The sequence below is a fragment of the Acetilactobacillus jinshanensis genome (assembly GCF_004359375.1).
GTDB classification, from domain to species: Bacteria; Bacillota; Bacilli; order Lactobacillales; family Lactobacillaceae; genus Acetilactobacillus; species Acetilactobacillus jinshanensis.
In genome coordinates, this window is record NZ_CP034726.1 from 973,927 (window position 1) to 986,841 (window position 12,915).

17 protein-coding genes are annotated in these 12,915 nt (G+C 40.7%); 12 read left to right on the forward strand and 5 right to left on the reverse strand.

Annotation, left to right across the window (positions count from 1 at the left end; genetic code table 11):
* Window positions 1–114: 114 nt before the first annotated feature.
* The 4 genes from ELX58_RS04500 to ELX58_RS08100 all read left to right on the forward strand — a co-directional run bounded on the left by ELX58_RS04500 (window position 115) and on the right by ELX58_RS08100 (window position 3,602).
* Window positions 115–1,203, forward strand: a complete 1,089-nt coding sequence (locus ELX58_RS04500) for an AAA family ATPase (RefSeq protein ID WP_162614644.1) — start codon at window positions 115–117, stop codon at window positions 1,201–1,203.
* Between the two features lie 10 nt (window positions 1,204–1,213).
* Window positions 1,214–1,990, forward strand: coding sequence for a M48 family metalloprotease (locus ELX58_RS04505; protein ID WP_133441968.1), 777 nt, complete (start codon window positions 1,214–1,216; stop codon window positions 1,988–1,990).
* Window positions 1,991–2,077: 87 nt separating this feature from the next.
* Entirely contained in the window at window positions 2,078–2,497 is a 420-nt protein-coding gene (locus tag ELX58_RS04510) for a DUF805 domain-containing protein (protein WP_133441969.1), read from the forward strand.
* Between the two features lie 64 nt (window positions 2,498–2,561).
* Window positions 2,562–3,602 (forward strand): DNA/RNA non-specific endonuclease, encoded by a 1,041-nt coding sequence (locus ELX58_RS08100; protein ID WP_133441970.1) that lies wholly within the window; start codon window positions 2,562–2,564, stop codon window positions 3,600–3,602.
* 251 nt (window positions 3,603–3,853) lie between these two features.
* Here ELX58_RS08100 and ELX58_RS04520 read toward each other — a convergent pair whose 3' ends face one another.
* Window positions 3,854–4,597 (reverse strand): sulfite exporter TauE/SafE family protein, encoded by a 744-nt coding sequence (locus ELX58_RS04520; RefSeq protein ID WP_133441971.1) that lies wholly within the window; start codon window positions 4,595–4,597, stop codon window positions 3,854–3,856.
* 143 nt (window positions 4,598–4,740) lie between these two features.
* Between ELX58_RS04520 and ELX58_RS04525 the strand changes: the two genes are divergently transcribed.
* From ELX58_RS04525 to pcp, 3 genes are read left to right on the forward strand one after another with little or no spacing between them, the layout of a single operon-like run.
* The gene (locus tag ELX58_RS04525; RefSeq protein WP_236747653.1) at window positions 4,741–5,694 is read left to right on the forward strand and encodes an ATP-binding cassette domain-containing protein; all 954 of its coding nucleotides are present in this window, start codon (window positions 4,741–4,743) and stop codon (window positions 5,692–5,694) included.
* Window positions 5,687–7,213 carry an ABC transporter permease/substrate-binding protein gene (locus tag ELX58_RS04530; protein ID WP_133441972.1) on the forward strand — a complete coding sequence of 509 codons (1,527 nt, stop codon included), beginning with the start codon at window positions 5,687–5,689 and terminating at the stop codon, window positions 7,211–7,213. Before ELX58_RS04525 ends, ELX58_RS04530 begins: the two co-directional genes overlap by 8 nt.
* A 13-nt stretch (window positions 7,214–7,226) precedes the next feature.
* Window positions 7,227–7,883 carry a pyroglutamyl-peptidase I gene (pcp, locus tag ELX58_RS04535; protein WP_133441973.1) on the forward strand — a complete coding sequence of 219 codons (657 nt, stop codon included), beginning with the start codon at window positions 7,227–7,229 and terminating at the stop codon, window positions 7,881–7,883.
* A 68-nt stretch (window positions 7,884–7,951) separates the two neighbouring features.
* On the opposite strand, the gene ELX58_RS04540 is transcribed toward pcp, so the two are convergent.
* The 3 genes from ELX58_RS04540 to ELX58_RS04550 all read right to left on the reverse strand — a co-directional run bounded on the left by ELX58_RS04540 (window position 7,952) and on the right by ELX58_RS04550 (window position 9,463).
* Window positions 7,952–8,413: a universal stress protein gene (locus ELX58_RS04540; protein WP_133441974.1), complete on the reverse strand. Its 462-nt coding sequence runs from the start codon at window positions 8,411–8,413 to the stop codon at window positions 7,952–7,954.
* A gap of 13 nt (window positions 8,414–8,426) precedes the next feature.
* Window positions 8,427–8,903 (reverse strand): universal stress protein, encoded by a 477-nt coding sequence (locus ELX58_RS04545; RefSeq protein WP_133441975.1) that lies wholly within the window; start codon window positions 8,901–8,903, stop codon window positions 8,427–8,429.
* Between the two features lie 185 nt (window positions 8,904–9,088).
* Window positions 9,089–9,463, reverse strand: a complete 375-nt coding sequence (locus ELX58_RS04550; RefSeq protein WP_133441976.1) for a hypothetical protein — start codon at window positions 9,461–9,463, stop codon at window positions 9,089–9,091.
* A gap of 112 nt (window positions 9,464–9,575) precedes the next feature.
* Between ELX58_RS04550 and ELX58_RS04555 the strand changes: the two genes are divergently transcribed.
* Window positions 9,576–10,565 (forward strand): D-2-hydroxyacid dehydrogenase, encoded by a 990-nt coding sequence (locus ELX58_RS04555; protein WP_133441977.1) that lies wholly within the window; start codon window positions 9,576–9,578, stop codon window positions 10,563–10,565.
* A gap of 110 nt (window positions 10,566–10,675) precedes the next feature.
* Here ELX58_RS04555 and ELX58_RS04560 read toward each other — a convergent pair whose 3' ends face one another.
* Window positions 10,676–11,134 (reverse strand): hypothetical protein, encoded by a 459-nt coding sequence (locus ELX58_RS04560; RefSeq protein WP_133441978.1) that lies wholly within the window; start codon window positions 11,132–11,134, stop codon window positions 10,676–10,678.
* A 185-nt stretch (window positions 11,135–11,319) separates the two neighbouring features.
* Between ELX58_RS04560 and ELX58_RS04565 the strand changes: the two genes are divergently transcribed.
* The 4 genes from ELX58_RS04565 to ELX58_RS07915 all read left to right on the forward strand — a co-directional run bounded on the left by ELX58_RS04565 (window position 11,320) and on the right by ELX58_RS07915 (window position 12,912).
* A complete protein-coding gene (locus tag ELX58_RS04565; RefSeq protein ID WP_133441979.1) occupies window positions 11,320–11,553 on the forward strand; it encodes a hypothetical protein in 234 nt (77 codons plus the stop codon).
* 10 nt (window positions 11,554–11,563) lie between these two features.
* Window positions 11,564–12,010 (forward strand): hypothetical protein, encoded by a 447-nt coding sequence (locus ELX58_RS04570; protein ID WP_133441980.1) that lies wholly within the window; start codon window positions 11,564–11,566, stop codon window positions 12,008–12,010.
* Between the two features lie 18 nt (window positions 12,011–12,028).
* Window positions 12,029–12,631, forward strand: coding sequence for a DNA-3-methyladenine glycosylase I (locus ELX58_RS04575; protein WP_162614645.1), 603 nt, complete (start codon window positions 12,029–12,031; stop codon window positions 12,629–12,631).
* A 119-nt stretch (window positions 12,632–12,750) separates the two neighbouring features.
* A complete protein-coding gene (locus ELX58_RS07915; RefSeq protein WP_162614646.1) occupies window positions 12,751–12,912 on the forward strand; it encodes a hypothetical protein in 162 nt (53 codons plus the stop codon).
* Window positions 12,913–12,915: the final 3 nt, after the last annotated feature.

Below are 12,915 nucleotides of genomic sequence, written 5' to 3' on the forward strand. Positions count from 1 at the left end.
TTTATCTAATTAATCCATTTCCGAGATTGTGAACTCTCATTAATTAATATCTAGAAAAGCAATGATATAATGGATTATAAATATAACAAGCATTAGATAACCGAGATGAATTACGTGTCAGCTTTTCAAGATAAGCATTTCGATCAAAAAATTAGTGATTTACAGAAAGAACTCCGACGCGAACATGATCTACAGAGTAACTATGAGGCTAAGCTAAGTGAAGGCAAGCCCCAGGATCATAAACCAACGTCGGATAGCAGTCAGTACGAGGGCCCCAGTAAGACCCGGAGTGCATTAGCTAAGAAGTATCACATTAAGTATCAGGATACGATCGACCCGACTGAAGACGGTGTTAAACAGTTAGATGGGATGATTGGCCTTAAATCCGTTAAAGATTTGATCAAGCATTACATCGCTAGTGCCGAGATTGATCAGCGGGCCCGTGAACTGGGCCAGGACAACAAGATGGCTTCACTTAACATGATCTTTATGGGTAATCCAGGAACCGGTAAAACCGAAGTTGCCCGAATTGTTGGTAAGATCCTGTTCCAGAAGCACATTGTTAAAAAACCGCTCTTTCTAGAGTGCAGTGCCCGTGACCTAATGAGTACGTTAGTTGGTGGAGCCTTATTAAAGACTCATAAACTGATGCAGCGTGCCCGCGGTGGTGTGCTATTCATTGATGAAGCCTACGTTTTAGCACCGACTGGCGACCAGGGAGATGCTGAAAATAGTACCAAGAACGACGCCGTCAGTGAACTATTAAGAATGGCTGAAAATCACCGTCATGATACGGTTGTTATCTTAGCTGGTTATCAGGATAAGATGGAAGAATTAATCAATAAGTCGAACGAAGGCTTACGTTCACGGTTTAACCACAAGGTCCTGTTTCCGGACTACAGTAATCATGAAATGTACCAGATCTTCATGTATCACGCTAAGAAGACGCACTGTATCTTAGGCCCAAAGGAAAAGGACTTTCTGAAGAGTAAACTCAGCTACTTCATCAAGTATTCCAAGAAACACCATGAAAACAGTAACGCCCGCCTGATGCGAAACTTACTGCACATGGTAATTAGTTGTCATGAATATCGAATTGCGACCCATGCGAAAGATATTCACAAGTTAACGTTGGGTGACATCAACACGATTTCACTTGACGATCTTGACCAAGGTTTCAAACGGACCGAAAATAACGAATAAGGTGATTCACGTGCTAACGTTTCATGAAGACGGGATCAACTGGGGTGACTTTACGTTACGTAAGACTCTGTATGATCCTGATCAAGCGAACGGTGATCCATTATCGAATATGGATCCGAACCATTTCTTTAACTTACCAATTAGTGAAATTAAGAACCGTTTTAATGCTGAAATTGGTGAGACCCGCAAAAAGATTCCGTATGATGAGAAGAACCATTCGTTCATTACCAACGAAATTCATCGGTTATGTAAGAAAGCCGGGATCTCGATGATGTCGGTGGTTCAGTTCAACACCGATAAGATTGGGGCTTCAACGTCACCTGGAATTGAGATCGATGTCTCGTCGGGTGCGATTGAAAAGCTGAATAAGTCAGAATTAAAAGCTTTATTAGCTCATGAAGTGGCCCACAGTATTATTCATGCTAAACGAATCAACACGGAAAACGAAGAAACCGCGGCCGACGTGATCGGTGCTCGTTTATCATCAAAAGACAGTATGATCCATCTAATCGAGTATTTTGAGAAGCACGTTAACGTGGCTTCGACGGGTGATGAAGCCCATTATTCGGACCCAAAAAGGATTGCTGAGATCAAGCAGTCGTTTAAGGAAGCCGATGCTAAGTTGCGGCAGATTAATCATCTGAAGTCGCAGGTTCAGATCACCCGTGAAAAAAATGAACACTATCGTAAATTGCGTGAATTAAAACAACGGTTGGCGAAGACCGAAAAGCGAAATCAAGAACTTAAGAAACAGATCGAGAAACGAAAAAATTATCATTTGAAATAGGTTAAATGGCGCTTGTTACGAAATGTGATAAGCGCCTTTTTGCGTGCTAAAATTTACCTAATTGATTAATTAGGGAGCGATCGTTCAGTGAAAGCAATTAAGAACATGTGGAAGGGTTTTACGTCAGCCTGGGGACAGTTTTTCAGATTAATGTTTAAGGCCAAAGGAAAGACCGGCCGTGCAAAGTACATGTGCGTTATTATTCCAATCTTGTTAAGCATTCTTTTATTTTTAACCTTAGCGGGATTACTGGTTGAAAAACAAAACCCGCAAGTCGTTCGTGTGACCGGCTACTATTTGCTATATTTCTATCTTCCGTATAACCTGATCGTCAAGATTTTGAGCTTTTGTTTAGTTGCTCGTCGTAATCATGATATTGGGGTCAATAAGTGGTTCGCCTTGATTATGTTTATCCCGAATATTGGCATTGTTTATCTCGTAATTTTAATGGTGATAAGTTCTCATTTCCAGATGCTTATTCATCCCCACAAGTACTTACAGGGATAAATACTTGATGTGTTAAGCATTCTGTGTGATACTACACCCGCATTTTGAGATTAGGGGTAAAGGTATGAAGAGTACAAAGTTATTACGAATGATCTTAGCAATCTCCGCTTCTTTCGGGATCGTCATTGCGTCAACGTCGATGGCACCAATGGCAAATGCGGATACTAACGACATTGGCTATTATAAAGACGTTAATAACGACCAGAGTACGTTATCGAAACGTTGGAAATATGATCACGTTCATTACGCTGATTTAGATAGTGAAGGCCGATCGGGTAAAGACACCGCATACTTAGAAAGTAAAAATTTAACTAACGACGCTTTACGCCAAGAACAGGACGTTGATCCGACCGGCTGGCACCAGAAACGAGTTAATGGTGACTGGATCATTAATCGTGGTCACGAAATCGCTTATTCGTTGTCCCGCGGGATTGACGAAGATGGCCACTACAACGGTCATGATCAAGCTGGTGATCAGAACAATCCGAAGAATTTATTTACCCAGACCGCTTACAGTAACCAGCAGATCCAGACGATCTTTGAATCAGAAGTCCGTCAATCGTTGGAAAGTGGCGAAAAAGTTATTTATCAGGTCACACCGGTCTTTCATGGTGACAATGAAATGGCCAGTGGCGTTCACATGCAGGCTCGTTCAACTGACGGTAGTTTAGATTTTAACGTCTACTTATACAATAAGCAGCCTGGTGTAAAGTTTGATTATCGAATCGGTCGTTCGGTAATCACCGGTGTTACAACCCGTCAGAATTACGTTAACGACTATTATCACCGTCAGAATAGCTATGGATACGGTAATAATAATTACTCTGGCTATAGTAATACTTATAATTACAATAATAATCCGTACTATCACCGTAATTACTGGAATAACTATAATAACTACAATAACTACAATAACTACAATAACTACAATAACTACAATAACTACAATAACTATGGCTACCGAAATTACGGTTACCGCAATTATTCCAATTATAACAATGGTAATTATTATCATCGAACGTACTATCATCACTGGTCGCCACTCCAGTGTCAACACTGGTATAATACGATGCGTCAGCGGTATTGGTCGAGAGGAATTCGATGACTTTTAGCCGTTTCAAAGAAAACTTTAAATAAGGCTAACTTTTTTCGTCAAAAAACTTGTCATTGTTAGGAAACATGTTACTATTAAAAGCGTGGTAATTCTTTTTTATCATTTGTTTTATGAATTGATGCTTGTTATATTACATATTTCAACGTGGACTTGCTGAGATGCAAGTCTTTTTATTTTGTCCAAAAAAAAGAAACAACCCGTTAAGCGATTAGCTTAACGGGTTGTTTTGCTCTCTAATGTGATTAATAAGCTTTCATAAATAGATAGATCGTTAATACGATTCCACATATTGAAACGAAGCTCTTAATATATTTTTCGTTAACGTGACGAACGATAATCGGGCCAAGATAACCACCAATTAGCATGCCTAAGCCTAATGGAACTACCACTAGCCAATTAACCGGTGCCAACGTTGCGTACACGATTGTTGATACAACGGCTGGCCCGACCATTGACACATTCCGGATCGAATTATAGACCTTGAACGGTGCTGTACTAACGGTTGCCATTAAAGCTAGATAAACAATTCCAGATCCGGCGCCGAAGTAGGCACAGTAAATTCCTAACAAGAACAGGATGAACATCGTTAAGTATCGGACCCAGAGTTTCTTTTTATCGGTCTTATTTGCTGCCTTAGTTTTGGGTTTTAAGATCAGAAGGGTGGCAGCTAACACGAAGAATGGGACAATTTTAGCGAACGAAGCACTCGATTCATGTAGAACGATAATGGTTCCGATAATGGAACCAACTAGCAATAATATCGTATAGATCAAGGTCTGTTTACCGTGACCCACGATATCACGAAGTGATGAATAAAATGATCCAATGCACAATAGGCCTTGTGAAGTTAGATTAGTGACGTTTGCAGTGATCGGTGGCAGACCGAACATGATCAGTGCTGGGTACGATGCCAAAGAGGCAATGCCCACGACAGCGCCCAAAATACCGGAAATCAGGCCAACCGGGAAAAACGCTAATAACTTCATGATTTCAGCTAGAGTAATGATATTACTTCCTTATCTTTATGTTGATACATGTGAATTATATCAAATATTCAACATGAATAGGGCACAGCTTACTATTATTTAGTGATAATATTGAATTATAACCTGATTGTGAAGAGCTAATTGTGAAAAGTCGCGATTTAATGATTCGTTTTAAAAACGTTAGTAAAAGGTATGGCAAGACAGTGGCGCTCGATCACGTCAATCTAACGATCCCTGCTCATTCCATCTTCGTTATCGTCGGTCCCAGTGGCAGCGGTAAGACCACCATGTTAAAAATGATCAACCGATTAATTGAGCCGACGGGTGGCAAGGTTATTATTAACCATAAATCGATTGGTGATTATCCGTTACGGCAACTCCGTTTAAAAATGAGCTACGTGTTGCAAAGCATTGCATTGTTCCCGAATTTAACGATCGAACAGAACGTCGGCGTTCAATTACGAGCTGAAAAGAAACCGAAAAAAGATCGAATTAAAATTGCCCAAAAGTTATTGGCAAAAGTCGGGATGGATCCCGATAAATATGGCTCACGGTATCCAGATGAACTTTCGGGTGGTGAACAGCAGCGGATTGGCATTATCAGAGCCTTAGCCGTTAATCCTCGAATTATTTTAATGGATGAACCGTTCAGTGCCTTAGACCCGATCATTCGACGGAAGTTACAGAATCTAGTACTGAAGTTACATCATGAATTAAATAACACGATTGTCTTCATTACCCATGATATGCACGAAGCGTTAAAGATGGGTCAGCAAATTGCGGTTTTATACCACGGTCGGATTCAACAGATTGGTTCCGGACAAGAAATCTTGCAGCATCCGCGAAACCAAATCGTCAGGAAGCTATTTAAGCCAAATGATCAACAGCACGTTTATGATTTGATTCAACAGGGGCTAGCGACACCAGTTAACGAATCGACCGATGAAGCTTTAATTTCACCGAACGCTTCCTTAGCCACTTTAGCCTCACGGCTTCAGAAATCACCCGTGAAGGTCAAGTATCAACATCGTTTTTGGCGGATCACCGTCAAAGATCTGTTGCGGTTCATTAGTAAGGGGCTCGGTAGTCATGCATAACGTCATTTCAGTTTTAATTAAGCAGCGTCAGCAGGTCGTTTCTGCATTAGGTCAACACGTTGCTTTATCATTAATCTCAATTCTAATTGCAATCGTGATTGCCGTGCCGTTGGCGATTGTTTTACGTCGTCATAAACACCTTGCCGAATTCTGCTTGCAGATCACCGGGATCTTCCAGACGATTCCGAGTTTAGCTTTGTTAGGCCTTTTAATTCCGTTCGTTGGGATTGGGACCACACCGTCCATTATTGCGTTAGTTGTCTATGCCATCATGCCGATTTTTCAGGACGCTTATTCTGGATTAACGTCAATTGATAATTCTTTAGAAGAAGCTGGCCACGCTTTTGGTTTAAGTTACTGGCAACGACTATGGATCTATGAATTACCGTTGGCGATGCCAATGATTGTCTCTGGGATCAGAATTGCGACCGTTCTAGTTATTGGGACCGCAACCTTAGCCGCCTTGATCGGTGCCGGTGGCTTAGGGACCTACATTCTACTGGGAATTGAAACCAATAATAATAGTTTACTGATCATTGGTGCCGTACTTTCAGCATTGTTAGCGTTGGTCTTCAGTGGTGTGATTAAATTGATTTCCAAGCTGTCGCTAAAAAAGATGGTAATTGCGTTGATTACGCTATTAGTAATCATCTGTGGTGGCCTTGGTTATCATGCCTACAGTAGTGCTCAACAGGCTAAAAACGTGGTGATCGCTGGTAAATTGGGCAGTGAACCTGATATCTTGATTCACATGTACAAAGATTTAATCCATCAGCAGGATCCCCACCAAAAGATTACTGTGAAGCCAAACTTTGGGACGACCGAATTCCTCATTAATTCGTTGAAGTCAAACCGAATCAATATCTATCCTGAATTCACGGGGACTGTCTTGGAATCGATAACGAAGCAACCCCAGTTGATTAATCGTGATCCGAAAGTAACTTATCGAATCGCTCGAGATGGTTTGAAACGTGATTTTGACATGAGCTACCTAAAACCGATGCATTACCAGAATGGTTACACCTTAGCGGTTCGTAAGAGCTTTGCCGAAAAGTATCATTTGCACACGATTTCAGATTTAAAACGGATTGCACCAAAGTTGCACGCCGGCTTTGATCCGGATTTTGCTAAACAACGGGATGGTTATCCTGGTGTTAGTAAGAACTACGATTTGAAGTTCAAGTACAAGACGATGTCGCCAGCGATTCGATATAAGGCAATCGCTAACGACCGGGTCAACATTGTTGATGGTTACACAACTGATCCGCAGATTCGGCAATATCATCTACAACCATTACGAGATAACCATAAGTTCTTCCCGCCATATCAGGGTGCGCCGTTAATGAAACAGTCGTTCTTGAGTCGACACCGTTCCATTAAAAAGGCTTTAGAGAAGTTATCGGGTCACATCACTGATAGGCAGATGCAAGAAATGAATTACTTAGTCACGATCAAGCACGAAAGTGCTGGCAAAGTGGCTCGACATTACTTATTAGTTCATGGATTAATTAAGAAATAAAAGGAAAATTAGCTTGAAAATTTTAGTTACGGGCTTCAATCCATTTGGTAAACAAAAGGTCAATCCTGCGATTGAAGTCGTTAAAAGGTTACCCAATCAGATTGCTGGTGCACAAATTATTAAGCTAGAAATACCAACTGAATTTAAACGTTCGGCTAAAGTTGTTCATGAGGCAATTGAAAAGGATCATCCCGATTACGTAATTGACATCGGCCAAGCCGGTGGTCGAAAGGGAATTACACCCGAACGAGTTGCTATTAACCTCGATGACGGCGCTCCGGACAACATTGGAGATAATTCCGTTGACCAACAAATCGCAAAAGACGGTCAAGCGGCTTACTTCGTTCAGTTACCAGTCAAGGCAATTGTTAAAGCCATCCGTAAAATCGGGATCCCAAGCGGGTTATCAACTACCGCCGGGACCTACGTTTGTAATCACATTATGTACTCGGTTCAGTACATGCGTGACAAGGAATTTCCACATCTTAAGGCCGGCTTCATTCACATCCCGTTTTTACCCAGTCAAACGATTGGTAAATTCAGTAAGTTGCCGAGTTTGACTCTAGCCCAGGACGTTAAAGGAATCACGACAGCATTAGCCACCGTCGTAAAGTATGATGGTAAATCGGATCTGCACGACGTAAAACACGCCTACGCTTGTATTAAATAACTTATTTTAGGCAAATTTAAAAACGATCCTGATTTTTCAGGGTCGTTTTTTGTTAAGAGGTAGTAGATTTATCTATGATTTAAAGGATCTTTAACCAAGAGTACGTCACAAGGTGCTTCACGAGCGACGTAAACGGCGACGGAACCCATCAGAACTCTTTCAATGGGTGTTAATCCGTTTGATCCCATTACGATTAAGTTGGCATGGAAATGGTCAACGAAATTGTGTGCGATTAAGACTTTTGGCGGGCCACATGCGATTAAGTAGTCAGCTTTAACGTGGTGCTTCTTAGCAACGGCCTGGTACTTTTTAATCTTCTTGGTATCAATTTTAGTAACCGTGTGAACAAAAGCGTCATCAGCGGTAGTTAAGTCAGCGGCTTCGCTAATGGCGTGGACTAAATGCAGCTTCGTTGTCTTCGGATGGTGCTCAGCCATGACTAAAGCTCGCTGAAACGCTAGTTTGGCGTTATGAGAACCATCTAAAGGTACGATGATGTTGTTATAATAAGTGGTTTTAGCTTTCGTCATATCGATGGCCTCCTTATTTCTTTGCTTTAGCTTTAGATTGATGATCTTCCTTGACTAGTAATACGTCACATGGAGCTTCACGTGAAACGTAGACGGCGACCGATCCTAATAGAACTCGTTCGATCTTACTAAGACCGATGGCGCCCATTACGATTAAGTCTGGGTGGTATAAGTCCGTTAAGTCATGAGCGATCGTAGCTTTTGGCGAACCGTACATAATCTTAATGTCGGCCTTGACGTGATGTTCTTTAGCAACTTTCAGGTACTTATTAAGCATCTTTCGGTCATTATTAGTCATCTTTAAAATAAACTGATCACTGGCGCCGGCGAAGTTAGTTACTTCGTTGATTACATGAGCAATGTGGAGCTTAGTGGTGTCAGGATGTCTTTCTGCCATATCTAAAGCTCGTAATAAGGCTAATTTAGAATTATGAGAACCATCGACTGGTACTAAAATGTTAGTGTATTGCTTTTGTTTCTTAGCAGCCATATTAAAGCCTTCTTTGCAATAGTATTGTAAGCCCTTTCAGGCTCTTTCCAACTCTTACGATAGGGTTGATGTGGCTAAAATAGGTGCTCGTTTTACATAACAATGGTGTCGATTATTCACATGGCGAGACAATAAAAAGCCATTAAGAATTGACTTAATGGCTAAAGATATGACTGAATTAACAATTATTGTTGGCCCTGCATCTTTTTATCGATGATCTGATCACGCTTATGCAGATTATGAACGGCCTTTTCAAAGGTGTTGAATTTAACCTTCTGGACGGCGTGGGGCGTAATCTGGGTCTTTAAATAAAAGTAATTGGCTTGATTTTCGTAGTTCTTGTAGCGATTGCGTTCACCGAAGTTAATTCCACAGGAAATAGCCAAAATTAAGATTAAGGCAAAGGTCGACCAGACAAAGAAACCCTTTGGCTTATTCTTAACGGTTAATACGATCGCGGTAACTAACGCGACAACGAATAGAACGGCAATCGCAATGGTGATCCAGTTCCAGAGTGAAATAGTACTGTTAACTTCCGCTAATTTTTGACCAAACGTCATAAAAACGATTCCTCCAAATCAATATTCTGTTTAAAGTATATCATTTAACGGTTATTATGAAGATGTCAATTGCAAAAAACATAAATTTTAGGGGTAGGATTAATAACTTATTATGAAAAAAATATTTATGTACAACTTACTGAATATGGAAAAGCCGTTCGTCAAGCACTTTGCTGCACAGCATCCGGACGTTACGTTTGCTGGAACGCCAGATAAGTTGACTTCTAAGAACGTTGGCCTAGCAAAGGGTGCTGACGGGATCTCGATCCACTTTAATTCACCGGAAAAGAGCCTTTACTCAAGTTTACATAAGTTCGGTGTCAAGATCATCGGGGTTCGTCAGACCGGTTATAACGAAGTTGATTTGGACGCTGCTAAGAAGAATCATCTGGTCGTTACTAACGTCCCTGGTTACTCGCCACGTTCAGTTGCTGAAATGGCATTAACCCACGTAATGTACCTATTACGTCACATTGGTGACATTCGTCAGCGCGAAGCCAAAGGTGATTTCTTATGGGCAGGGGATGAAGCCCGTGAGATCCATAACCTGACCGTCGGTGTCATCGGAACTGGTAAGATCGGTGGAACTTCCGCTAAGATTTATAAGGCCTTAGGTGCCAAAGTCTTGGGCAGTGATCCTTACCCGAATCCGCAGTTAAAGTCCACTTTAACTTACGTCCCGTTAAAGACCTTATTGCAGACTGCTGACGTAATTGTTCTTCATACACCGTTATTGAAATCGACCCGTCACATGATCGGTGCTAAAGAATTTAAGTTAATGAAGAACTCAGTCATCTTCGTTAACGTTTCCCGTGGCGCCGTTGTTGACACCAATGCTTTGATTGACGCTTTAAAGGACCACGAAATCGCGGCTGCTGGTTTAGATACCATCGAAGACGAAGGCAATACTTTTAACCGTGACAACAAAGGCACGATTCCGAATCAGTACATCAAACAGTTAATTAACATGCCAAACGTCTTAATTACACCGCATGTCGCTTATGACACCGATAACTCGGTCAAGAACATGGTCGAGATTTCGTTGAATGATATTTATGACGTGATCAACGGTAAATCAGTTAAGGACCAACTTAATAAATAAGCGCTAATCTGAATACGATAAAAAAATAATCCGTCCTGAATTAAATTCAGGGCGGATTTTTGCGTGATCGTAAAACAAAAAGAACCAATTATTTTAATATCAATTAGTTCTTAATCGTCATATACGTAGTGTTCAGAATCTAAAATCTTTGGTAAACGCTTGGCGTTACGGTTTAAGAATGACTTGTCATCGCTAGTCGTCTGAATCTTGAAACGTAACTTCTTGTTGAACGGATTCAGGACTTGATCCTTAAGGAATACGATTAAACTAGGACCTAAGATATGACCGATTTTGATCCGATCGATGTGAACCTTGTTAATGATCGAGACATCAGCAATCCCTTTCTTAGGATCCTTAGCTAGATGGAAAATAATGATACCGTGTTTATCAAGCGACACGTAACAATCTTCCTTCAGATTGACCTTACCTTCGGAAGTGACGTGCTTAAAGTTCTTGATGGTGGCTTTTAAGACATTCCTTAAATTCGAGTCATAACCGTTATTTTTCTTGTAATTAAGGATCTGACGGCTAATGATGTCGATCAGCTTCTCAGCTTTCTGTTCTGCCATGATTTAAACCACCTTTCTGATTGGGATAAATTAATTATACATCATTCTACAGACATGTTTAATTATTAATTAAGAAAGCCGTTTAATCCCATTCGTTACGGGATTACTCAAACGTTAAAAGTTGGCTCAAAAACATAATTTGCTATAATAAGGGCGTAAGATTCGAATTAAAGGAATTGATAAACGTGCGTTTTCATTCGGCTCACTTGTATGATAATACTACTAAACATCTTGTTAAGGGATATTTAGAAAACATCGCGATGACACCGATTCATTTTCGTTATTACCCCAGCGCGACTAATCAGCTGCATCCAGGTGATTCAGTCGACACTGACGTAATGAAGTACGGTGTTCTGAGCGTTAAAAAGTACGGTCAGAAACGAATGCAGGCAATTTTGATTAACCCAAACATAATTTAGGGATGATTATATGAATTTACCATCTGAAGCTAAATCATTAGCGAAATATTTATCGAAAATTGAAGATCGATTAACCCATTTAAAATCTGACGACGTTGAAAAGCGTTATCAGTTCTTCTCGATTGCCATGGATAAATGTACCCACTTTGAAAGTAAACTGGGGACAACTGGGGTCTCGTTATTAAACATCATGGAGAGTAATCGGTTAAGTACCGGTGAAGAACTATATAGCTATTTATACAGCGAATTACCGTCCAATATCGACGGTAAAAACGAGATTAACCCGATGATTCGGGACGCTGCTAAACAGATCTCGGAGATTAAGGATGCCAAATGCATCTACCAGGAAACGCCGTCTGGTGACGTTAATCTATCCACTAATCAGGAGATTCATACGGCTTTTGACCGTTTGATCAAAGCTTGTTATGAGGCGGCTGCTAAGGCATCGATTAAGTAAATAAAACGGGGCGATAGTTTGCAAACGTGTCCGTTCGCTAATGAGAGTCCACAAAGCAAATATTTTCATGACCACATTTGGTGCGTTCCTAAGACTGACGAACGCCAATTATTTGAGATGTTGACGCTAGAAACGTTTCAAGCGGGATTAACCTGGAAATTGATTTTGAAGAAACGACCGGCGTTTGAACGTGCTTTTCAACATTTCGACTGGATCAAGATCGGTCACATGCGATCCGGTCGGTTGAAAAGGATTATGAACGACCCAAAAATCATTCGCAATAAAATGAAGATCAAAGCAACGATCAATAATGCTCGGGTTTTAATCAAGATGCATAAGCATCATCAGTCATTGTCCCGATTGACGTGGCTACCGGTTAAATACCATCCGGTTACTCACCGTAAGCACCATAATTATGCGTTACCGACCAAGCATTTCGTGCATTTATACTTACCGCTATTCAAGAAATATCATTTTAAATTCATCGGTCCGAAGATTTTGTATTCGTATCTTCAGGGTGCCGGGGTAATAAATGACCACGTGGTGGGCTGCTACAGATATCGACAGATTATTGCGTACGATAAAAAATTCGCTCATCAGCATCTGCGATGTTACAAATAAACTTTTTTAAATTTTTTGTGCAAACCCCTTAACAGATGATATGAACATGCTACAACAGATAACGAATTGTGTAGTAATTATGTTGAATTGATTGATTCAATAGAAAGGTATTATCTGTCATGATGTTCTTGAAGTCTCTTCAGGATTCCCTTAAGAGTTCTCATCACAAACTTGGCACACTTAGTTTATTAACTTTACTTTGCATTTTGAACCACGGTAGTGATAAAAGCGGTGATGCCGATCGCTATCAGATCCAAACCAAGTTACATCAGACAGAATAAATT

What these genes read in the sequence shown, in the direction of transcription:
- ELX58_RS04540 (WP_133441974.1), bottom strand. Translation starts at nt 8,413, where the DNA reads ATGACGAAAGCTAAAACCACTTATTATAACAACATCATCGTACCTTTA.
- ELX58_RS07915 (WP_162614646.1), top strand. Translation starts at nt 12,751, where the DNA reads ATGATGTTCTTGAAGTCTCTTCAGGATTCCCTTAAGAGTTCTCATCAC.
- ELX58_RS04570 (WP_133441980.1), top strand. Translation starts at nt 11,564, where the DNA reads ATGAATTTACCATCTGAAGCTAAATCATTAGCGAAATATTTATCGAAA.
- ELX58_RS04550 (WP_133441976.1), bottom strand. Translation starts at nt 9,463, where the DNA reads ATGACGTTTGGTCAAAAATTAGCGGAAGTTAACAGTACTATTTCACTC.
- ELX58_RS04520 (WP_133441971.1), bottom strand. Translation starts at nt 4,597, where the DNA reads ATGAAGTTATTAGCGTTTTTCCCGGTTGGCCTGATTTCCGGTATTTTG.
- ELX58_RS04555 (WP_133441977.1), top strand. Translation starts at nt 9,576, where the DNA reads ATGAAAAAAATATTTATGTACAACTTACTGAATATGGAAAAGCCGTTC.
- ELX58_RS04530 (WP_133441972.1), top strand. Translation starts at nt 5,687, where the DNA reads ATGCATAACGTCATTTCAGTTTTAATTAAGCAGCGTCAGCAGGTCGTT.
- ELX58_RS04560 (WP_133441978.1), bottom strand. Translation starts at nt 11,134, where the DNA reads ATGGCAGAACAGAAAGCTGAGAAGCTGATCGACATCATTAGCCGTCAG.
- ELX58_RS08100 (WP_133441970.1), top strand. Translation starts at nt 2,562, where the DNA reads ATGAAGAGTACAAAGTTATTACGAATGATCTTAGCAATCTCCGCTTCT.
- ELX58_RS04545 (WP_133441975.1), bottom strand. Translation starts at nt 8,903, where the DNA reads ATGGCTGCTAAGAAACAAAAGCAATACACTAACATTTTAGTACCAGTC.